Origin of the sequence: Brevibacterium marinum (assembly GCF_011927955.1) — a bacterium.
GTDB lineage: Bacteria > Actinomycetota > Actinomycetes > Actinomycetales > Brevibacteriaceae > Brevibacterium > Brevibacterium marinum.
In genome coordinates this window covers 506,739-528,297 of record NZ_JAATJN010000001.1, presented here as the reverse complement: position 1 = coordinate 528,297, position 21,559 = coordinate 506,739, and the positions used below count along the sequence as shown (strand labels likewise).

The window sequence follows — 21,559 nt, the reverse complement described above, 5'->3', positions numbered from 1 at the left end:
TGGCTGCTATTTCCGGTGTGACCTGTTCACCCGGTTGCGGATCTTCTGGACTTCGGCGCTTCGCTCGACTGCCCGAGTTGGAGCAAGTCGGGCGAGCTCATAGGCGAGCACGTCGATCAGAGCGAAGGTGCAGATCATCCGATTCATCGATGCATCCTCTCCGCTGGGCAACGAGAGGTGCAGTAAGTCTTTCGCGAGGTCATGTGGTGGAGCTGCCGACGAGACCAGTACAGTCGCATGGCATCGCTTGAGAGATTCTTCCACATGCCAAAGAACATCGGGGGTCAGTAGTCGAGGAGCGACGACGACACTGACGTCGTCGTGGCGTAGGCGAGGAAACACATCAGCGAGCATGTGGCCACTTCCGGTCATTGCTTGAGAGCGTATACCGGTGCGTTCGAGGCTGAGGCTCATGTATTCGGCTGCATGAAAACCGGTGCCCAGGCCGAAGGTCGTTACGTTTCCGGCTGCTGAGATAGTTCTGACAACCTCGGCGAAGCTGTCCGTGTCGAGCTGGTCCCCGAGATCCACCAAGGATCGTGCGGTTGCCGAAAGGATCCGCTTGATCGCTATGGCCTGTCCGCCCTCTTCGTCTCGTTCGGGCAAACGCGAGAGCTGAGATCGTAGGTTGGAATCGAGACCGATCGCTCGATCGACGCTTTCGGCGCAGAGGCGTTTCCACTCTCGGATTCCGGCGTGTCCGAGCTTCCGAGCTGCCCTGGCGACGGTGGCGTCGCTTGTCATCGTCTGGTCAGCGATCTCGGCTGCCGTAATCGTGGCAAAACGCAGTGGGTCGCGTTGTGCGAAATCGGCAACTCTCTCCTCGCTCGGGCTCAACGGCTCATGGCGTGCATCGCCAGGCATCTCTTTAGAGGTCACGACCCCATTCTGTCATGTAGGAAAATCTTCTCGTTGACAATTAGTGAAGGAATTTCTACACTCAATGTGATCTGAACCTCATCTTTCAAAGGGAGCTGACCTCATGGTCTACGAGTTCGTCATTGTCGGAGCTGGTGCTTACGGATGCGCTGTGGCTTATCACTTAGCCAAAAACGGGCACAGTGTCCGCGTCTTGGAAGCTGGTGAGATCGCCACTGAAGCGTCAGGCGGAGGTGGCAAGCGCGGAGTTCGTGGGAATCGACGTGATATCCGTGAACTTCCCCTGATCAGTGAGGCGTATCAGCTGTGGCCGACCTTGGCCGAGGAGCTCGGCGCTCCAACAGGATATGTGCGGACCGGCGGTCTGAACTTGATCGAGAAGGAATCCGTCGGCATGCGCGGAGGCATGGTGGCAGCCGAGGCGATTCGAGCGACTCAGAATGAGCTGGGGGTGCCCACCGAATTCTGGACCGCAGAGGATGTGCGGGAGAAGCTTCCGCAGACGAGCACATCCATTCGGGGAGCGTTGTACGCGCCGTTGGACGGTGTCGCCGGACACCAGGACACCACCCTCGCCTATGCGGCCGCAGCCAGAAGAGAAGGGGCGGAGATCACCGAACATGATCCGGTGTTGCATATCTTCGATCGGGGCAATGGAGCCTGTCACGGTGTCGAAGCCGGCCGCTCGGGACTCATCAGGGCGAGTCAGGCGATACTGATTGCCAGCAATGCCTCGGCGGGATCTCTCGCGACCGAGAACTTCGGGTGCAGACTTCCGACCTGGACGGCATATCCGCAGGCGGTCTGGCTTCGTCCCGAGAACGAGTTTCAATGTCCGTATCTCATCGGACACGACAATCGAACGTTGTCGGTGAAGGTCGATTCCGAGGGTGTCATCCAGCTCAGCGGGGGGTGGCGGGGGCGGTTGGATCCGCTCACCGGTTCGGGCACACCAGTCGAAGACAACGTAGATGGAAGCATCCGCGAACTGGAAGCGACATTCCCTGGTCTCGGGTCGCTGACTCGGCTCGGAGTCGACACCTCCCGCGCGGAGTCCGGTTCAGTCGATCAACTTCCGATCATCGACACAATCCCCGGTACTCAGGGTGTCGTCGTCGCAACCGGATGGAGCGGACACGGTTGGGCATTGCTTCCTGCCGTGTCCGCCCTTATCGCCGAATTCCTGGCGACAGGGACGCGTCCGCGCCAGCTTGAGCACACAGCCATCAACCGTTTGAGGGGCTGAAGCAGATGGAACTCGTTGAATTCGACAGCGACGGTCTCACAATGCTGCTTGTGGCAGTGACGGGATTGGGCATGTTGCTGATCTTGGGTGTTCTCTTTCGAATGTGGGTGCCGTTGCTGCGCCGGATATTCCTCCCAGCCTCTCTCGTCGGTGGCGTGATCGGGCTCGTACTCGGTCCCAATATTGTGGGCGTGGTGCCAGATGAGGTCTCGGCGACATGGAGCGGGTTGGCCGGAGTTCTGATCTCGGTGGTTTTCGCGCCAATGCTCATCGGTCAGAGATTGCCCCGTCTCAGAGAAGTCGCTGAGGACGCTGGGCCGCACGTTTGGATGTCGTGGTTCAGCACTGCGGCCCAGGTGGGCATCCCGTGTCTTCTGCTGTATCTCGTCTTCGAGCAGGGGACTGGGACCGATCCGCTGTTCTCCACCATCTTCGAAGCCTCATGGTCAGGCGGCCATGGGACTGCGGCAGGGATGGAGCAGGCGTGGTCGGCATTGGGTTGGGAGGACGGTTCCTCGCTGGCGCTTGGGGCTGCCACAATCAGCCTCATCTTCGGCATTTCCATGGGGACCATATTGATCAACATTGGAGCTCGACGAGGGCATCTCAGGCACCTCGACGATAAGGCAGACGAGGTTGAGTCCGACGTGATCGGTGAGGAGGGGAGCGAGCCACGCATGGAGACGCGGCTGAGTCCGCAGTCGCTGAGCACGCTGGGCTTCCACTTCTCACTCATCCTCGTGGCGATCCTCATCGGATTCGGATTCAAGGTTCTGCTCGACCCGATCATCACGGGAATGCCGCTGTTCCCCCTGGCCATGATCGGCGGACTCATCGTTCATTTGGCCATCTCCCGCACCCGCCTCTACCGCCTCGTCGACAAGCCAACGCTTGACGCGATCGCCGCAGTGTTCCTCGACTTCCTCGTCGTATCTGCGGTTGCGAGTCTTTCGATTCCAGTGATTCTTGAGAATTGGATTGCATTGACGGTCATCTCGCTGACAATGGCGGTTCTGACTCTATGCATGTTCTTCTATCTCGCTCCTCGGATTTTCAAGCGGGACTGGTTCGAAAACGGCCTGGTGCAGTTCGGCACCCAGACAGGAGTCGTGGCGACCGCTCTCCTGCTGCTTCGGATGGCAGATCCGAATATGCGGTCCAATGGCTATCGGGGCCTTGCCCTCAGCCGCCCGTTCGTCAGTCCTTTCATCGGCGGTGGGCTGGTCACGGCCCTGTTTCCGATACTTGTCATGGAGTATGGCAATCTGTGGGTTGGCCTGGGCTGCTTGGTCTTCTGCGTTGCTCTCATACCCCTCGGCAGGATGTTCAGGCTATGGGTGCCGTCGAGTTCACGGAAGCGCCTGAAGGGGTGAGAGGCTGGCCACTCCGCTGCCACCGATACCACGCCGGAGTCCCGAGACGACTGTGCACGCCCAAGCGTTTCGGCACTCCGCCGTGGTTTCGACTGGGCGACTGACTGGGACCACTCCTCGTTCCATATGGTGGATTCGCATTGACCGATAACTGGGACTGACGAAAGTATGACAGCAGAAGTTGCTGTCGACTGTCCCACCTCGGTGGGGGACCCGAAGGAGTGTCCATGCCCAAGCCTGCGATCATCGGTTGGTCCCACGGAAGGTTCGGGCGCTCCGATTCGCCGCTTCCCGAGATGATGGCCGACGTCGCCAGGGACGCCATCGCCGAGGCGGGGCTCGACCCGGCAGACATCGACGTCGTCCACGTCGGCGTCTACAACAACGGTCTGTCGAAGCAGGGGTTCGAAGCGGCCCTTCCCGGAGTCGTGTTCCCCGAGCTCGCCCTCACGCCGGCCCATCGGCACGAGAACGCCTGCGCCACCGGCTCCACCGCGGTCTTCGCCGCGCACGACTCCATCGCCGCAGGCCGACACAGGACCGCCCTGGTCATCGGGGCCGAACGCATGACCCAGGCTTCGGGCCATGACGTCAACGAGACCCTCCTCAGCGCCAGCTACCGGGAAGAGGAAGAGCACTACAAGTCCTTCGCCGGCGTCTTCGGCGAGATCGCCCGCCAGTACTTCAACCGCTACGGCGACCACTCGGCAACCCTCGCGACAATCGCTGCGAAGAACCACGCCAACGGCTCCCACAATCCTCTCGCACACATGCAGAAGGACCTCGGCTACGAGTTCTGCAGCACGGTGTCGGAGAAGAATCCCTACGTGGCCGAACCGCTGCGGCGCACGGACTGTTCGCTGGTCTCCGACGGGGCCGTCGCCCTGGTCATGGCCGCCGAGGACATCGCGGCCTCGGCCCCACAGGCGGTGACCTGGCGCGGGATGGGCAACGCCAACGACGTCATGCCCCTGTCGAAGCGCGACCCACTGGAACTCGCCGGTGCCCGCCGCTCCATGGCCCAGGCCCTCGACGCCGCAGGCATCGGCATCTACGATCTCGACCTGCTCGAGACCCACGACTGCTTCACCATCGCCGAGCTCCTCGAATACGAAGCCTTCGGGCTCGCCGAACGCGGGCAGGGGCACCGCCTGCTCGAGGAGGGAACCACGGCCGTCGACGGCGCACTGCCGGTCAATCCCTCGGGCGGCCTCAAGGCCAAGGGACACCCCATCGGCGCCACCGGCGTGTCCATGCATGCGCTCGCCGGCGCCCAGCTCACGGGCCGCTCACCGGGCATCCAGATCCACGAGCCCGAACTGGCCGGAGTCTTCAACATGGGCGGAGCCGCCGTGTCCAACTTCGCCTCGATCCTCGAGCGCACACGCTGATGCGGGCCGTCTCCCAGACCTCACCGGCCAAGGACTTCACACCCACACCTCGCCGCGGCGTCAACGTCTCCCGCTTCCTCACCCAGACGGCCCGCCGGATCCCGGACCACACCGCGGTCATCGATGACGACCACTCGGTGCGGTGGACTTGGAAAGAACTGGACGACCGTGCCGAAGCACTCGCTCGGACCCTTCAAGCCAGTGGTGTGGGACGACGTGACACCGTCCTCCTCGTCTCGGCCAACCACGCCGAGGTGATCCAGTCCTTCTGGGGCATCATCCGTGCCGGAGCCGTCATCGCCCCACCGAACGCCGCACTGTCGATCGAAGAGCTGCTGAGCATTTCCGCCGACGTCACCCCCGCCGCGATCATCGTCGACCGGGCCCATACGGACTTCGTCGAGGCGCTCAAGCAGACGGGCTTCACGGCAGCCGTGCTGTGGATCGGGGAGCTGCCGAGTGAACCACACTCATCGAGCGCACCAGACGACGCCGAGGGCTCAGGCTATAAAGGGTCCTTTCGACGCGAAGTGCTCTCCGCGAGCGCGGTTGCGGAGAGTGACGCATCCGAGTGCGTGGAAGCGGCAGGCGGCGGTGGCGTCGGCGACTTCGCGATCGAGGAGGACGACCCCTGCTGGTACTTCTTCACCTCCGGGTCCACGGGCAAACCCAAGGCGGCGACGTTCACACACCGCCACCTCGGCGCCGTGCTGATGAATCATCGCTGCGATCTCTTCCCCACCGAGGACGAGAACGGAGCCTCACTGGTGCTCGCACCGCTCTCTCACGGGGCGGGCATCCACATGCTCGCGCAGGTCTTCGGCGGCACGCCGTCGATCATCCACCCTGGTGGTAAGGCCGATCCGAGCACACTCTGGGACTCGATCGATGGGTACACGATCACGAACGCCTTCACCGTCCCGACCATCCTCAACCGCATCGTCGCAGGCTTCCCCGCCGACAGGGGACCGGCCGACCACAGCCTCAACCGGGTCATCTACGCCGGCGCCCCGATGCTCGCGACCGACCAGACTCGGGCGGTGGAAAGGCTCGGCTACTGTCTCGTGCAGTACTTCGGCCTCGCCGAGGTGACCGGTGCGATCACGGTCCTGCGACCCGAGGAGCACGGGTCGATCCCCGTCGACTCCGCGGGCATCGGCACCTGCGGTCGCGCCCGCACAGGCGTCGACATCGTCATCCTCGACGAAACCGGCACCGAGCTGCCGGCCGGTGAGCAGGGCGAGGTCTGCGTGGCCGGGCCCACCGTGTGCGCCGGCTACCTCGGCCGCCCGGACGCCAATGCCGAATCCTTCGCCGACGGCGTCTTCCACACCGGTGACGTCGGCTACCTCGACGAGTCGGGCTTCCTGTTCCTCACCGGCCGCAAGTCCGATATGTACATCTCCGGCGGATCCAATGTGTACCCGCGAGAGATCGAAGAGCTGTTGCTGACCGACGCCGAGGTTGCCCAGGCCGTGGTCGTGGGTGTGCCCGATGCGCAGTGGGGAGAGATCGGTGTCGCGATCATCGAGTCGGCCAGTGGCCAGTCTGACTCGGTCGGGCAAGAGGAAGAAGTGCGCCGGCAGCGACTGCGCGCACTGTGCAAGTCCACGCTCGCACCGTACAAGGTGCCCAAGGAGGTCCACTTCGTCGAGGCGATGCCCGTCACCGCCTACGGGAAACTCGCCCGCAAAGAACTCAAGGCCGAATACTCACAAGGACGGGGGAGCGCACGATGAGCGATCTGACCGGAAAAGTCGTCATGGCGATCGGCTGCGGCACCCCGGACGGGCAGGTCAACAACGGCTTCGCCGCCGCCACGGCGTTCCTGGCCGCCGGGGCGAAGGTCTGCATCGTCGACCGGGATGCGAACGCGCTCGAGCATGCGCGATCGGCACTCGCCGCCGCCGACATCGACTCACGTATAACCACGGTCATCGCCGACGTCGGTGACGAGGACTCCCTGTCGGCGGCCTTCGACCACTGTGCGAGCAGCCTCGGCGAGCCCACGGTGCTCCACTACAACGTCGGCATCGTCATCAACGGCGGACTCGACTCACTGGAGACCTCAGCCTTCGCGAAGGCCCTCGACATCAACCTCACCGGAGCCTTCGCCGCGATGAAGCAGGCGCTGCCGTACATGCGCAGGGCCGGCGGCGGCTCGATCATCACCGTCTCCTCGGTGGGCGGCATGCGCTACATGGGCTACGACTACCCCGCCTATGCGGCCTCGAAGGCCGGACTCATCGAGCTGACGAAAGTCGTCGGCGCCCAGCACGCGGCCGAGGGCATCCGCGCGAACTCGATCGCTCCCGGACTCATCGAGACACCACTGATCCACAATTCGATCAGCGGCCACTACGACTCGGTCGAGGACATGCTCTCCGCCCGACATGCCCTGTCCCCGACGGGACGGATGGGCCGGCCGGAGGACGTCGCGGGTCTCGCCGTGTTCCTGGCCTCGGACGATTCGAGCTACATCAACTCCACGCTCATCCCGGTCGACGGCGGACTCGTCCACTGCGCCGGGACACCGACGACCTGAGAACCCCGACGACCTGAGACCCCCGACGACCTACGGAAACTTCCATGACGGAGTGGTCATGGCCAGTGCACGACAGACAGGAACAACTCAATGATGGAGGCAAGGGTGCCGACAACACCGACGAAGAGGACCATGCTCGGCTGGTGCGCCGTGCTGGTCACGCTCGTCCTGCTGGTCAGCGGCTGCGGAACGAACTTCGGCACGACCGACGACGGGAAGCAGAAGTACCGGTGGAAGATGACGGTCACGACCGGTTCGACGAGCACCTGGTATCTGGCGGCCGAGAGGTTCGCGAGGAGCCTCGAAGAGGAGACGGACGGCCGCATCACCCTGAAGGTCTTCGGCAACGAACGGCTCTCCGCCGGTGAGGCCACCGCGGGTGTCGAGCAGCTCATGGACGGGGCGAAGGACTTCTCCTACAACTCGCCGATCATCTACTCGGCCGTCGACCCCCGCTTCGGCGCGGTCACTGCCCCGTTCATCTTCGACACGGTCGAAGAGGGCCAGGACGCGCTCGCGGGCGAGGGCGGCGATGTCTATGCCGACTATCTGTCCGAACACGGTGTCCATCTCCTGGGGTTCGGCGAATCCGGGATGCGTCAGCTGACGAACACGCACCACCCGATCCACACCCCGGATGACCTGCACGGACTCAAGTTCCGCATCCCCGGCTTCGGCCTCTACACCGACCTCTACCGGGCGCTGGGCTCCAACCCGACGACGATGCCCTTCGGCGAGGTGTTCACCGCACTGCAGCAGGGCGCCATCGACGGGCAGGAGAACCCGATCGACGTCATCCACTCAGCCAATCTGCAGGAGGTCCAGCCCTACCTGACCCTGTGGAACTACTCCTACGATCCGCTGGTCTTCGGCGTCAACGAGAAGCTCTTCGACTCCCTCGACGCCGAGGACCAGGAGCTTGTCAGCCGCTTGGCCGAGGACACCAACGAGTTCCAGATCAAGGAGAACCGCGACCGGGAGAAGAAGCTGATCGCCGAGCTCGAGGACAGCGGCATGGAGGTCAACCGGCTCACCGACTCGGAGAAGACGGAGTTCCGTGAGGAGCTGAAGCCTCTGTACGCCCAGTACCGCGAGGTCTGGGGCAAGGACATGTCCGAAGCGTTCATACCGGAAGGACTCTGAGATGAAAATCGTCAAATGGTTCGAAGACTGGGTCGTCGTCGCCTCGTTCATGGTGATCGTGGTCGTCACCTTCGTCAACGTCGTCTCCCGCTACACCTTCCAAGCTTCCCTGGCCTTCAGCGAGGAGATCACGATCAACCTCCTCGTCGTGCTCACGATGATGGGCGCGGTCGTCGGCATCCGCCTCGGCGCACATCTGGGCTTCACCTACATCGTCGAGAACGCGAAGCCGAAGATGCGCAGAACACTCATCATCATCGGCTCGAGTCTGATCATCATCTTCCTCGCCGTCCTCCTCGTCTGGGGCACCGAGATGATGATCAACCAGGCCATCCGCGGTCGCGCGACCCCGTCACTGGGCATCCCGCAGTGGCTGTTCACCCTGTCCATTCCGCTGGCCGGGCTGCTCGGCATCGTCCGCAGCGTCCAGGCCGCCCGCGCATCGCTTCACGAGGACACCTCCGCCGAGGCGGTCGCTGAGCGCATGGCCCAGGAAGCCGCACCCGTCATCGACGATTCAGAGCTGAGCGGCGCCCCGCACAACTCCGGAGACGCGCACACCAGCGAGACTCGGGGAGGCCGCAAATGATCACGCTGCTGCTGTTCGGAACGTTCTTCCTGTTCCTGGCCCTGGGAATCCCGGTCGCGTTCTCACTCGGCCTGTCCGCCGTCACCGTCCTCATCACCACCGACGGTCTCCAGGTCCTGGACGTCGTGCCCTCTGTCATGTTCCCGTCGATGAGTTCGGGGACGCTGTTGGCGATCCCGTTCTTCATCCTCGCCGGAATCGTCATGCAGTACACGGGCATCTCCCAGCGCCTCGTCGACCTTGCCTTCCTGGTCTTCGGCCGCTTCAGCCACGGGTTGGCGGCGGTGACGATCATCTCCGCGTTCTTCTTCTCCGCGATCTCGGGCTCCGGACCGGCCACGGTGGCCGCCATCGGTGCGATCCTCATTCCCGCGCTGGTGCGCAACGGGTACCAGAGGAAGCACGCGGTCTCCCTCGTCGCGGCCTCGGGGTCGATGGGCATCGTCGTCCCGCCCTCGATCGCGTTCATCATCTTCGCCGTCGTCGCCTCGGAATTCGGGTCGATCTCGATCACCCGGCTCTTCATCGCCGGCATCGTGCCCGGCATCATCATGGCGCTCGCGTTCTTCATCGCCGCCCTCTTCGTCCCCCGTGTCCGCGAACTCGCGGGCCTGCCCGTGAAAACGGGCACGCGGCCGGTCACCGCAGGAGCCGAAACCTCGGCAGCGAAGTCAGGTCCGGCCGCACCGTCAGGCAGCGGCACGGTCGGCACGGCCGCCTCGGCGGGAGCAAACACCCCCTCGGCGGGAGTGGGGCCGGCGAACGGAACCGGAGCCGTGACCGGTACGGGCGAGGGCGGTTTCGGCGAATTCCTCACGGCACTGATCAAGGCCATTCCCGGGCTGCTCATTCCCGTCATCATCCTCGGCGGCATCTACGGCGGAATCTTCACCCCCACCGAGGCGGGCGCCGTGGCCTCGGTGTTCGCGCTCGCGGTCGGCGTCTTCGTCTACCGCGAACTCACGTGGACGACCCTGCCGAAGGTGTTCCTGGAAGCCGGAGTCTCGACGGCGGTCATCATGTTCATCGTCGGCGTGGCCAGCCTCTTCTCCTACGTCATCACCGTCGAAGGCATCGCCGAGACGGTGTCGTCAGCGGTCCTCGGAGTCACGGACAACAAATTCATCATCCTCGCGGCGATCACGGTCATCCTGCTCATCGTCGGCGCCTTCGTCGACGCGATCAGTGCGTTCTATCTGTTCATCCCGATCCTCGTGCCGATCCTGCTCGGAGTCGGCGTCGACATGACCACGATCGGCGTATTCATGACCGTCAACCTCGCGATCGGCCTGTTCACACCGCCCGTGGGGCTCAACCTCTACGTCGGTGCCGGCATCGGCAAGGTCAGGATCGAGGAAGTGGTACGCGGAGTCATGCCGTTCCTCATCGCCGCGATCATCGCACTGCTGCTCATCACCTACATCCCGGCGATCTCGAACTGGCTGCCCGACCTCCTCGGCGTCGGCTAGTTGCACTGATCGATGAGGACGCAGCGGCCCGGGCCGATCGTTCGGAGACCGCACCAACACATGTGCCTTTCACTGCACCACCCGAATTTGAGGAGAACCGAACCATGGAACCTTATCTGCTGACGAACAAGTCCGCCCTGGTCACAGGGGCAGCCCAAGGCATCGGCCTGGCCATTGCGACCTCGTTGGCCAGGCGCGGAGCCTCTGTCGGCATCGTCGATATCAAGGGCGCCGAGGCGGCCGCGCAGAGCCTGACCGGGCAGTTCCCCGAGCAGTCGTTCTCAGGCTTCGAACTCGATGTCCGCGACGCCGAGGCGGTCACCGCCGCCGTCGGAGCCTTCGTCGAGTCGGCCGGTGGGATCGACATCCTCGTCAACAATGCCGGCACCGCGGCCCGGATCGGGATCGAGGAGATCACGGCCGAGCAGTGGCAGCGCGACCTCGACACCAACCTCGGCGGGACGTTCAACTTCATCAAGGCCGCGGTGCACCCGCACATGATCACTGCAGGTGCCGGGTCGATCGTCAACATCTCCTCGATCTCGGGCATCAACGGCGGCGCCGTGTCCGAGGGGGAGGCGGGTGCTCGTTCCGGACCGGCATATGCTGCGAGCAAGGGCGGGATCATCGCGCTGACGAAATGGGTGGCCAAGGAGTACGGGCGGCAGGGGATCCGCTGCAACTCGGTGGCACCGGGCCCGGTCGAATCCGCACTCACTGCCGGTCAGGCCTACGACACCTCTGACCAGGCAATCGACCGCATGGGCACACCGGCTGAAATCGCCGAGGCGGTCGCCTACCTCGCCGGCGACGGCGCGGCATTCACCACCGGCCAGATCCTGCGCATCGACGGTGGGGCCGTGATGTCGTGACGCTGCCATCGCTTCGGCCCCAAGTGCGTGGGTAGCCTGGGCGCATGGAGATTCGAGCCTCGGCGGCAGGTGCGCACGCGGATTCGCCGACCGGTGAGGTCCGCGTCCGCTCTGTCGGCTTCACCCCCATCAAGGGGACCAGGCACCTGTTGCAGCCGGACGCCGAGTTCGACGAGCGCGGCCCCGTGGGTGACCGTCGATACTGCCTGGTCGACACCGACCGGCAGCAAGTGCTGCGCACCGTGCAGAATCCCTCACTGGTCGCGGTCTACGCCCGGTTGCAGGGTTCCGAGCTGGAGGTGAGACTGCCCGACGGACAATCCGTCTGCGCAGTTCCCGAGATCTCCGATGAGACGCTGACCTGCGACTACTGGGGGAGGCCGGTCGAGGCCGCGCTCACCCGGGGTTCGCACTCCGAGCTTCTGTCGTCCTGGCTCGGCAAGCCGGTACGTCTGGCGAAAGTCCCGCGCGGTGACGTCGTCTACGGTGAGCCGATCACCATCGTGGCCACCGCCTCGATCCGCGATCTCGGCACACGGATCTCACATCCCGATCTGCTCGCAGAGGCCGCACGGTTCCGGGCGACGCTCCTCATCGACACCGACACTCCCCATATCGAGGAGACCTGGCGCGGGCGTGAGCTGTCGCTGAGCAACGGGGTCCGTGTGCGGATCGGGGCGCCGATCCCCCGGTGCGCGGTTCTCGACCTCGACCCCGTCACTGGAGCGCGTGGTCCGCGACTGTTGAAGAGTCTCGCCGCGCACCGTGGCAAAAATTCCACAGGCGAGCCGTTCTTCGGTGTCTACGCGCAGATCACGAGCGCGCCGCAGGGCTGACGGCGTTCGGACGTCGGCTCCGTTTGATCGTCGGCTCCGTGCGGCAACGATCGTCTGAGCGGGTCGGGCCGCCTACACGCGCTGGACGAAGAGTTCGAAGGTCACCGCCACCGGATTGGCCCTGGAGGCGAGCACGCCTGAGTGAACCTCTCCGTCGACGTCGACGACCTCGCCCATGAGCCTCAATTGCGGACCCTCGCCCAGAGCACCGGTGACCGAACCGGTCAGGTGAGTGAATTCGACGGCCGGCCACGGGGCGGTTCCCTCGGTGAAAACGGCACCGGTGGTGCTGCCGAGACTGGCGCGCACCTCGGCGGCATCGAAGCCTGCACCGCGGCAGACGGCGAGAGCCGCTTCGTCGATGAGCTGCCCGGGTCGGATGCGGGAGACGACCGCGCTCACCCGAGGACTCGGTGCAGTGCGCGCCTCCCGGTCGACGGTCGGTTCACGGGCCTCGCCTGCCGGGGGAGCGCCGTCTGCCGGACCGGCACCGTCTGCGGGACCGGCACCGTCTGGCGGGACAACACCGTCAGTCGGACCGACTCTGTCTGTCGGACCGGCTTCGTCTGTCGGACCGGCTCCGGCCGCTTCCGGGGCGAATGCCGAGAACCCGGTTTCGGGATCGATGTCGCTGAGCAGTCGCGCATCGGCAAGAGCGAATGCCCGCAACCGCATGCCCTTCGGCCCGACGAGGGCCCCCGGCAGCAGATGCCCACCTCTGATCGTCCCGTCCTTCGTGACCCACGAGGCGTGGATATGACTGAATGGCGCACCGTCCTTCGTGCCCACCGTCGCCGACCCATGATGCACCGCTGCCGGTTCCTCGAAACGGAACTCGGTGGTGAACGACATGGGATGGTCGGCGTCGGGGCCATAAGCCGGGTAGACATACTCGATGCGGCCGAACTCGCCGTCGACGAACTCCACCATCAGCCCGGGAACCTCGAGCGAATCGAGGAGACCGGTGACCGAAACGAAGACGTCGTCGCCCTCGACGAGGTCGATGAGATGCTCGGCGTGGCGAGTCGGCACCGAGACGATTCTCGGACTCTGCCGAGGCCCGGCATGGACCACGACGTCACCGGGCTCACCGACCGGGTAGCCCGGGTCGCCTGCGGGGTTCTCGGGTTCGAGTGGTCTCGCGGATTCGGTCACAATCGGTCCTCCCGGGTGTTCAGATCATCGCCGGGTGTGGGCCGGTCGGTCACGGCCTCGGCGATCAGGCGTGCTTCCTGCTGAAGCAGCGTGGCGAGTTCGAACACGCGGGATCCGGTCATCCGCTCCTCGATGCTCGCGATCGACAGCGCCGCCCGAGGTGTTCGGCCCTTCACTCTGACCGGCACCCCGATCGCCCACGATCCTTGGGCAAACAATCCGGGGTTGTGGACGAAACCGTCGTGACGGCCACGTCGGATGATCTCTTTGAGCGCCGGAACCGATACTGCGGGGTAGCGTTCTGTGAAGATCCGGGCGTTGGCGTCGAAGGAGGCGTCCACCTCGGCGTCGGTGAATCGTGTCATGATCGCGAGGGAGCCCGCGCCGATGCCCAGGGGATGGCGATCGCCCACGGCAAGCGCATTGTTGAAGATCGGGCCGAAACCGTCCTCACGACGGGCACAGATCGAGTAGCTGCCGGTGCGCAGCGTGAGGAAGACGGTGTCCTGGGTGAGCTCGGCGAGCCTGAGCAGACTCGATTCCGATTCGACGACAGCGGGGTCGACCGACTTCTGGGCCAGCTGACCCAAGATCTGGGACTGAACACCGAGGCGGTATCCGCCGTCCTCGCCCCGGTCGACGTACCCCATGTCGATGAGGGCATTGAGCATGCGATGCACGCTGGCCTTGGGACGGCCGCTGATGGCCACGATCTCGCTGAGGACCGCTCCGTCCGGGTTCTCACTGCCGAGGACACCGACGAGGCCCAGCAGAGACAGCGCGCGCTGAATGCTCTGCGCACCGGTCCCCGGACCCAGGTCGTCGACGGCGTGAGCGACATTGAACGATGCGGACCGGCGCATGATCTTGCCGCGCATCTTCAGCCGATCGAGATCACGTATCTGCGCTTCATTGCCCATGCTTCGATTGTCCTTCGCCGCAGGCAGACGGCGGTAGGCAGATCCATGATGTGGACCAGCAGGTGCCCGGGAGTGGTGTGGTTCCACACATTTCACCGGGTGAAGCGGTCATAATTCACCGGTTCGAAGCGCCATATTTCACCAGTTGAAGGTTCCACATTTCATTGTTTTCGAACGCAGAGGCGCCTGTGGCTGTCTACTTGGTTGCGAGTTTCCTGCGCAGTGCCTGAACCATCAGGTCGAGACCCGCCGACTCCCGCTGTGGATCGGCTGCGAGGATCTGGATGTAGCGAGCGTCGAGACCCGGGTCGTCGATTTCCACGGCGGTGCACCCCGACTGGGCGAGATTGTCCGGGATCGTCCGCTCCGCCATCATCGCGATCATCGTCGTCCCTGACACAGCCCGCATCGTGAGCACGGGGCAGGTGGCTTCGATCGTCGGCGAGAACACCTGTCCCTGAGCGCGAACGGCCTGTTCGATCCTCATGCGAGCCGTGTTGCCGGCAGACAGCGTGGCGATCGGGTAGTCGACCAGATCACGGATGTGGAGGCTGGACCGGCGGGCAAGCGGATGCCTCCTGTCGAGGACCGCAAAATTCCGAGCCTGAACCTGATCGATGTGTCTGACGCCGGGAATCGAGTCGATATTCTGATCGGACACGGAGAAGTTCACACACAGATCCGCCTCTCGGTTCTTCAGCACCTGGAGAGCCTCGAGGGAGGCGCGGTCGATGACCGAGACCTGTACCTGATCGGTGGTGGTCATGACCCGGTTGATGGCATCGGCGACGACGGTCTGACCCAGCCCCGTGCTCGTCACGATGGTGATGGTCTCGACCGCTTCGGAATAGGTGCCGAACGAATCGGTGAGCAGCTCGGACTCGGCCGTCATCCGCCGTGCGAAGTCGGCGACGGCCAGGCCCGGGCCGGTGGGCACGACTCCGGTCGCCGAGCGTTCGAAGAGCGTCGTGCCGTAATGGTCTTCGAGTGCTTTGATCTGACGGCTGGCAGTCGAATGTGAGACGAACAGTGCTCGTGCAGCGAGATGAATCGAACCGTATTCGACAAGTGCCAGCAGAGTATTGAGGCTGCGCAGGTCGGGCATGCGATCACTTTACTCGGGGTGGTGCATAGCATGCACACTTGTCATGCGAGATTCGCACCGGTTTCTGGACGGATCCGTCTTTCCATCCGAGCCATTCTCGGCCAGTCTGCAGTCATGACCTCAGATCACAGTACCTCAGATCACAGTACCGACCGCGATGAGGCGACACCGACGGACAACGCACCATCCCACGCATCGACCGGCATCGCACCACCCGACGTCGCATCAACCGACGTCGCACCACCCGAGTCACCCACCGCAGAACGTGCCGCCGTCACCCGAAGCGCCGGAGAGTTCGTCCGCAGTGAGGCCTTCTTCGATCTGCTGGCAGCCCGAGTCGCTCGCCGCACCGAGAGCCAGGCATCAGGCAACGGCGACGCCGCACACGCCTACCTCGCCGAGGAGATCGTCCCGGAGCTCGCAGGACTGGGCTTCGCCACGACGATCCATGACAACCCCGAGTCCGCTGAGCACCCGCTGCTCATCGCCTCCCGCATTGAAGATCCCCGCCTGCCCACCGTCCTCCTCTACGGTCACGGTGACGTGCAGTTCGCCCACGACTCGCAATGGTCAGACGGCCTCGACCCCTGGGTGCTCACCCGCGACGGCGACCGACTCTACGGGCGGGGCAGCGCCGACAACAAAGGTCAGCACACCGTGAACTCGCTGGCTCTCAAGGCCGTACTCGAGTCACTCGGCACCACAGAGTCACTCGGCACCGGCACGGGTGTGAGTGCCGACGTCGGTGACGGAACGGAGGCGGGCGTCGACACCGGCACTGGCACGAGTGGCGGTGGACTGGGATATAACGTGAAGATCCTCATGGAGACTGCTGAGGAGGCAGGGTCCCTGGGCCTCAAATCCTTCGCCGTCGCCCACCAGGACGACCTCGCCGCCGACCTCTTCCTTGCCTCCGACGGCCCTCGGATCGCCGCCGAGCACCCGACGCTCTTCCTCGGCTCCCGTGGGGCGCTGAACTTCCGGCTCGTCGTCCATGACCGCGACGGCGACCACCACTCGGGCAACTGGGGCGGGAAGCTGCGCAACTCCGCCACCGTCCTCGCCGCCGCCGTCAACTCCCTCGTCGACGGCAACGGGATCATCCGGATCCCCGCGCTGCGGCCCGCGGGCCCACCCGCCTCGGTGCTCGAGGCCATCGCGAAACTGCCCGAGGTGGTCGAAGCGGGATCACCCGAGGCCGATCCCGACTGGGGAGAGCCCGGACTCACCTCGGCGGAGAAGGTCTTCGCCTTCAACGTCATCGAGGTCCTCGCCCTCAAGGCCGGAAACCCGGACCAGGTGGTCAACGCGATCCCGGGTGCGGCAGAGGCACATATGCAGCTGCGATTCGTCGTCGGCACCGACGTCGACGATTTCGAGACCACGGTGCTCACCCACCTGGCCGGTCAGGGGATCCACGGCGTCGACGTCATCGCCGAGCACTGCATGCCGGCCACCCGCCTCGATCCGAACGCCCGCGTCGTCGCCGCAGCTGCGGAGTCGATCAGGACAACGACCGGGTTCGAGGCAGCGATCGAACCGAACCTGGGCGGAACCATCCCCAATGACGTCTTCGCCGAGGTGCTGGGCCTGCCGACCGTGTGGGTTCCGCATTCCTACCCCGGCTGCAATCAGCATGCTCCCGACGAACATGCACTGACCTCGATCCTGCAGCAGGGAGCCGAGATCATGGCCGGCATATTCTGGGACATGCGGGCGAACCCGGATGATTGGTTCAGCTCGAAGGAGACCTCACCGGTTAGAAAGTGATCATCGCGGCCTTCAAGGAGTTCGGCGTGCGCTGATTCGCGCAGGCGGTGGAGTGCAATTCGCCGAAAAACGGGAGCCGTTTCGAGGTGCGGGTTTACACGTAAGTTTCTCGACCTTCCACCCGTTCTTCGGTGGCGGACCGAGGCAGGACCAGCTGGATCGTGATGAGCCTCATGTGGCAACGGGGCGCCTCAAAAGTACTTAGCTGGTAAAGTATATTCCTGTCGGCATGAGCGTTGGGGCAGTCGACTTCAGTCGGATCGAGATGGGATGAGTCGCGCGATGAGTACTGGTCACGAGGATCCTCGGGACGATCGCTGCACCCATGTCGAGCAGCCCGGCCGAGCTGACGTAGTCGAGCAGACCAGCCGAGCTGACGTGGTCGAGCGGTCAGGCGTCGACGAGCGCGCCGGCATGGACGGCCGGGCCGATTACATCGATGAGGTCCGTGGACAGTGGGAGTCGATCTTCCCCGGCCTCGACACCTCGATGGTGGCCGTCATGGGCCGGATCGCCCGCATTGCGCAGGTGGTCCAGGACCGAAGCGATTCGGTACTCGCGGCCCAAGGTGTGTCCCGCGCGGAGTTCGACGTCATCTCCCTGCTCGCCCGGCACGGTGGCACCCTGTCGCCGACGCGAGTGTCGACGGAGCTCATCATCTCCGGTGCCGGCGTGACCAAGCGACTCAAGCGCCTGAGCAGCGCCGGTCTGGTCTCGCGGATCCCCGATCCGGCCGACGGTCGAGGTTCGCTTGTGCAGCTGACCGGGCAGGCGTGGGATCTGCTGCGTCCGATCCTCGAGTCGGTGCTCGGCTTCGAGGGCCAAGTTCTGGCCGATCTAGAGCCTGTGGGCAAGGGCCGGCTGGCGACAGATCTGCGTGAGCTCCTGCTCAGCATCGAAGCGGACACCGCGGAGAGCTGACCGCCGAGTCCGTCAGCTCCCCACATCGTCCAGTTCCCCACATCGTCGCCATCGGCGAAGACACAGCACCACCCGACAGCCAGCACCATCACCACCCAACATCACGACCGACAGCCCAGGAGGCACCCGAAAACTGTGAAGACCTTTGCCCGCGACTTCTTCCGCATCCCCTCACCGCGTGGACATCGCACGCCCGCACTGAGGGTCGCGGCGGGCATCGGCATCCCGCTCGTCGTCCTCGTCCTCATGGGGCGAACCGACCTCACCATCTTCGCCGTCTTCGGGGCCCTGACCGGAGTCTTCGGCCGAGTCGAACCCCACTGGCTGCGCCTCAAGCACCAGACCTTCGCGGGCATACTCATGAGCCTGAGCATCGTGGGCGGCGTCATCTGCGGCGGCCTCGGGGCCGGCGGCTGGGCGCTGGTGGGTGTGGGCACACTGATCGCCGGTGGTCTGTCCATCGTCGCCGACGCCCTGCGCCTGCGGCCGTCGGGGCCGCTGTTCTATATCTTCGCGTTCATGGCCACGGCCAATGTGCCCTTCGACGGAATGCTGTGGGAGGCGGCTCTGGCCGGCGTGGCCAGTGTCGGCATCGCACTGGTGCTCGGATTCGTCGGGCGGCTGTGGGCTCGTCGGATAGAGCCGGATCGCCGGCTCGAGGAATCACCGCTGCCGCCCTGGTCGCGGATTTTCGCTCAATCCGGCCGTTACGCGGTGGGAGTCGGGCTCGCCGGTTCCATCGCGATCGCCTCGGGGCTGGGCCATCACTATTGGGCCATGGTCGCCGCCTGTGCACCGATCGCCGTCGCCGATGCCTCGGGGGGAATGGTCCGCGCCCTCCATCGCATCATCGGCACCTATGGGGGAGTCCTGCTCACCGCTGGACTCCTCACCGTCGACTGGCCGCCGCTGGGGCTGGCTATTCTGTTGGCCAGTCTGCAGTTCGTCGGCGAGGTCTTCGTCATCAGCCACTACAGCCTCGCCCTGGTCTTCATCACCCCGATGGCTCTCATGATGACCGAGTTCGTCGCTCCCGGACCTACGGGCGTTCTCGTTGCCGACAGGGCACTGGAGACGACCATCGGCGCCGTCGTCGCTTTCCTCGTCATCCTGGCCAGCACGCGACGTCAGCGTACCCGGGCTCGAGAACTGCGGGCACAGCCTGCGGCGTGATCAGTTCAACTGGCCCCGTGCATCTACGGGCCAGCGATCGATCAGTTCGCCGTGGGAATTCGCGATGATCAGCTCCTCGAAGCTGTTGACGATGGGGCACACGTGATTGGGCACGATCGCCACACGCTGTCCCACCCCTGGTCGGACACCGTGGTCGGGCAACCGCAGAAATCCGTGGTACTCGTTCAGCCGAGACAGCCGCCCCTCGCAGCTGGGCACTCGGCCGTAGCCTCGGTCGGGATCACCCTCGCGTGCGAGGGCCTTTGTTCCCGCGTCCAAGATGACGTGTTCGTGCCCCTGGTCGCTGACAACGGTGCTTGCGACGAACAGGCCGATGTCTGAGGCCTCGCAATCGCCGATGCGAAGATTGTCGCAGTCGTTGAAGACGTACTCGCCGGGCCGGATCTCGGTGATCACCGGGTCCGTGCTCAACTGCGCGGTCGGCGTCGACCCCGCGCTGACCTTGTGCGCTTCGACTCCGTGGTCGGCCAGCGACGCTACAGCGTGCCGCAGCGCGAGCGCCTGGTCCTCGGCTGCGCCCTCGGGCTTCCCGACGGCACCGCCGTGCCCCGGGTAGGTGAAGACCCCCAACGGCACGAGACCGCGGTCGCGGGCGTAGGCGGCGAGCCTGCCGGCTTCTTCAGGAGGCACACCGGAGCGTTCGGCTCCGCAGTCGATCTCCACGACGATGCCGAGTAAGCCGGTGAACTCACCTGCCGCTTCCGCCAGGCGGTCGATCGCAGCGGTGCTCTCGGCGCCCACGCTCAGCCGCGTATTCTGCAGCAATCGCTTCAAGCGGGTGGCTTTCGTCCCGACGGCCCACAGAGGATAGGCGAGGAAGATGTCCGCGCAGCCAGCGGCAGCGAAGATCTCGGCCTCGCTCAGATTGCCGGCGGTCAGCCCGCCCGCTCCTGCTTCGAGCTGCATCTTCCCGATGTGCACGTTCTTGTGCGTCTTCACATGTGGGGTCAGCTGTCTTCCGTGCTCGTGCGCAAACGCCTGCATGCGCGCAATATTGTCGGCGACCACATCGATCAGCACGATCGGTGCTGGAGTGCTCACCGCGTCTCCGAGGCCGGCCAGCACATGTTCGAACAGGCGCGCCCGGTCAGTCAGTTCTGACGATGACGACATCATGCACCCACAAGCCTCTCTGCATCCTCAGGTGACATCGCGTGACGGGCCGGTTCAGGACCTCGCACTCCAATCGTCCTCATGGTCAGCGGGCCACGTGATGAACTGCTCAGTCTTCACGTTAGTGCAATGATCACATGTATTGAATAGCTCTCGGTGGTGTGGAATCTGCTCAGGCGTGCACGGACGCCTCGGCCGCCTCGGCGAGGGCCCGCTTGCGTGCAGCCAGGTGGCCGATGACGGCCACGACAGCGATGGCCAGGGCGACGACAGCGATGCCGATCCACTGGTTGATCATCAATGTCGCGGCACCGGCGACGGCGCCGATGAGGATGAGGAAGACGGCGAGTGCGCGGCGGATCCAGCGGACGCTGTCGCCTCCGGCCAGTCGTGAGTCCGAGGCCAGGCCGACGATCGTCGAGGTGACCACGACGGTGGTGACATCGGCGATCTTCATCCTCCGTGCCGCGGCCGCCTGCGCACCCATGAGGGCGGAGAGCACCGAGGTGAAGAATGTTCCGGCCAGCCCCACCTCGGGCTCGGGCATGAGCGCGACGTAGACGGCCAGCCCTGCACAGCCGATGGCGACGCCGGCAAAGATCGTCGTGGTGCGTGTGTGCCATTCCTCGCCGATTCGACCCAGGATGCGTCCGCCCAGGGCAGCTCCCACCATGAAGAATACGAGTGCCAGCGCGGGACGCAGGACCGGAGTGTCCTCGGCTCCGGCCAGGCCCATGCCGAGGATGACGACGTTGCCCGTCATGTTCCCGGTGAAGACCTTGTCGAAGCCCAGGTAGCCGATCGCGTCGACCATTCCGGTCGAGAATGTCAGCACGAGCAGCATGGCCAGATCGAGTCGACGTGTCATTGGTCCCCTTTCCAGTCATGAAGGCACCTGCCCGGTGAGCGGAAGCGCATCAGCCGATGCGCCGCGCTCTCGTCGGCAGAAGGTGTGAGCGATCCCAGAATTCGGGAACTTCTCAACATTTGTATACAAAACGTTAGACACCGATTAGATTGTATGCAAACAATAGGGCT

The 21,559-nt window shown here is 64.6% G+C and carries 19 protein-coding genes; 13 read left to right on the top strand and 6 right to left on the bottom strand.

Translation table 11 applies throughout. The features are described 5' to 3' along the window. Positions 1-6: 6 nt before the first annotated feature. Entirely contained in the window at positions 7-879 is an 873-nt protein-coding gene (locus tag BKA07_RS02280) for an SIS domain-containing protein (protein WP_167949474.1), read from the bottom strand. Between the two features lie 103 nt (positions 880-982). Between BKA07_RS02280 and BKA07_RS02275 the strand changes: the two genes are divergently transcribed. The 10 genes from BKA07_RS02275 (at position 983) to BKA07_RS02230 (ending at position 12,343) form a co-directional block, all read left to right on the top strand. Continuing rightward, on the top strand, positions 983-2,125 hold the full coding sequence (locus BKA07_RS02275; protein ID WP_167949473.1) for an NAD(P)/FAD-dependent oxidoreductase: 1,143 nt from the start codon (positions 983-985) through the stop codon (positions 2,123-2,125). A gap of 5 nt (positions 2,126-2,130) precedes the next feature. Then, positions 2,131-3,498 (top strand): sodium/glutamate symporter, encoded by a 1,368-nt coding sequence (locus BKA07_RS02270; RefSeq protein ID WP_167949472.1) that lies wholly within the window; start codon positions 2,131-2,133, stop codon positions 3,496-3,498. Between the two features lie 227 nt (positions 3,499-3,725). Beyond that, positions 3,726-4,889, top strand: a complete 1,164-nt coding sequence (locus BKA07_RS02265; RefSeq protein ID WP_167949471.1) for a thiolase domain-containing protein — start codon at positions 3,726-3,728, stop codon at positions 4,887-4,889. Then, positions 4,889-6,628 carry an AMP-binding protein gene (locus BKA07_RS02260; RefSeq protein WP_167949470.1) on the top strand — a complete coding sequence of 580 codons (1,740 nt, stop codon included), beginning with the start codon at positions 4,889-4,891 and terminating at the stop codon, positions 6,626-6,628. The genes BKA07_RS02265 and BKA07_RS02260 overlap by 1 nt, the downstream gene beginning before the upstream one ends. Further along, complete coding sequence (locus BKA07_RS02255; RefSeq protein ID WP_167949469.1) at positions 6,625-7,434, top strand: SDR family NAD(P)-dependent oxidoreductase; 810 nt, start codon at positions 6,625-6,627, stop codon at positions 7,432-7,434. Before BKA07_RS02260 ends, BKA07_RS02255 begins: the two co-directional genes overlap by 4 nt. A 105-nt stretch (positions 7,435-7,539) precedes the next feature. After that, positions 7,540-8,577 carry a DctP family TRAP transporter solute-binding subunit gene (locus BKA07_RS02250; protein ID WP_342448968.1) on the top strand — a complete coding sequence of 346 codons (1,038 nt, stop codon included), beginning with the start codon at positions 7,540-7,542 and terminating at the stop codon, positions 8,575-8,577. Position 8,578: 1 nt separating this feature from the next. Next, positions 8,579-9,166 (top strand): TRAP transporter small permease, encoded by a 588-nt coding sequence (locus BKA07_RS02245; RefSeq protein WP_167949468.1) that lies wholly within the window; start codon positions 8,579-8,581, stop codon positions 9,164-9,166. Further along, positions 9,163-10,635 (top strand): TRAP transporter large permease, encoded by a 1,473-nt coding sequence (locus BKA07_RS02240; protein WP_167949467.1) that lies wholly within the window; start codon positions 9,163-9,165, stop codon positions 10,633-10,635. The genes BKA07_RS02245 and BKA07_RS02240 overlap by 4 nt, the downstream gene beginning before the upstream one ends. A gap of 104 nt (positions 10,636-10,739) precedes the next feature. After that, complete coding sequence (locus tag BKA07_RS02235; protein WP_167949466.1) at positions 10,740-11,507, top strand: SDR family NAD(P)-dependent oxidoreductase; 768 nt, start codon at positions 10,740-10,742, stop codon at positions 11,505-11,507. A 44-nt stretch (positions 11,508-11,551) separates the two neighbouring features. Beyond that, entirely contained in the window at positions 11,552-12,343 is a 792-nt protein-coding gene (locus tag BKA07_RS02230) for an MOSC domain-containing protein (RefSeq protein WP_167949465.1), read from the top strand. Positions 12,344-12,415: 72 nt separating this feature from the next. Here BKA07_RS02230 and BKA07_RS02225 read toward each other — a convergent pair whose 3' ends face one another. The 3 genes from BKA07_RS02225 to BKA07_RS02215 all read right to left on the bottom strand — a co-directional run bounded on the left by BKA07_RS02225 (position 12,416) and on the right by BKA07_RS02215 (position 15,523). Continuing rightward, entirely contained in the window at positions 12,416-13,498 is a 1,083-nt protein-coding gene (locus BKA07_RS02225; protein ID WP_167949464.1) for a DNA-binding protein, read from the bottom strand. Next, positions 13,495-14,418 carry an IclR family transcriptional regulator gene (locus tag BKA07_RS02220; RefSeq protein ID WP_167949463.1) on the bottom strand — a complete coding sequence of 308 codons (924 nt, stop codon included), beginning with the start codon at positions 14,416-14,418 and terminating at the stop codon, positions 13,495-13,497. Before BKA07_RS02220 ends, BKA07_RS02225 begins: the two co-directional genes overlap by 4 nt. Positions 14,419-14,614: 196 nt before the next feature. Beyond that, positions 14,615-15,523 carry a LysR family transcriptional regulator gene (locus BKA07_RS02215; protein ID WP_167949462.1) on the bottom strand — a complete coding sequence of 303 codons (909 nt, stop codon included), beginning with the start codon at positions 15,521-15,523 and terminating at the stop codon, positions 14,615-14,617. A gap of 114 nt (positions 15,524-15,637) precedes the next feature. On the opposite strand from BKA07_RS02215, the gene BKA07_RS02210 reads away from it, so the two are divergent. The 3 genes from BKA07_RS02210 (at position 15,638) to BKA07_RS19670 (ending at position 19,387) form a co-directional block, all read left to right on the top strand. Then, the gene (locus BKA07_RS02210) at positions 15,638-17,293 is read left to right on the top strand and encodes a M20/M25/M40 family metallo-hydrolase (RefSeq protein WP_167949461.1); all 1,656 of its coding nucleotides are present in this window, start codon (positions 15,638-15,640) and stop codon (positions 17,291-17,293) included. 282 nt (positions 17,294-17,575) lie between these two features. Continuing rightward, complete coding sequence (locus tag BKA07_RS02205; protein WP_167949460.1) at positions 17,576-18,214, top strand: MarR family winged helix-turn-helix transcriptional regulator; 639 nt, start codon at positions 17,576-17,578, stop codon at positions 18,212-18,214. Positions 18,215-18,349: 135 nt separating this feature from the next. After that, positions 18,350-19,387, top strand: a complete 1,038-nt coding sequence (locus tag BKA07_RS19670) for an FUSC family protein (protein ID WP_167949459.1) — start codon at positions 18,350-18,352, stop codon at positions 19,385-19,387. Here BKA07_RS19670 and BKA07_RS02195 read toward each other — a convergent pair whose 3' ends face one another. Together BKA07_RS02195 and BKA07_RS02190 are read right to left on the bottom strand one after the other, a co-directional pair. Then, positions 19,388-20,449, bottom strand: coding sequence for an alanine racemase (locus tag BKA07_RS02195; protein ID WP_342448967.1), 1,062 nt, complete (start codon positions 20,447-20,449; stop codon positions 19,388-19,390). It lies immediately after the preceding gene. A 244-nt stretch (positions 20,450-20,693) separates the two neighbouring features. Next, positions 20,694-21,389 carry a YoaK family protein gene (locus tag BKA07_RS02190; protein ID WP_167949457.1) on the bottom strand — a complete coding sequence of 232 codons (696 nt, stop codon included), beginning with the start codon at positions 21,387-21,389 and terminating at the stop codon, positions 20,694-20,696. Positions 21,390-21,559 lie beyond the last annotated feature (170 nt).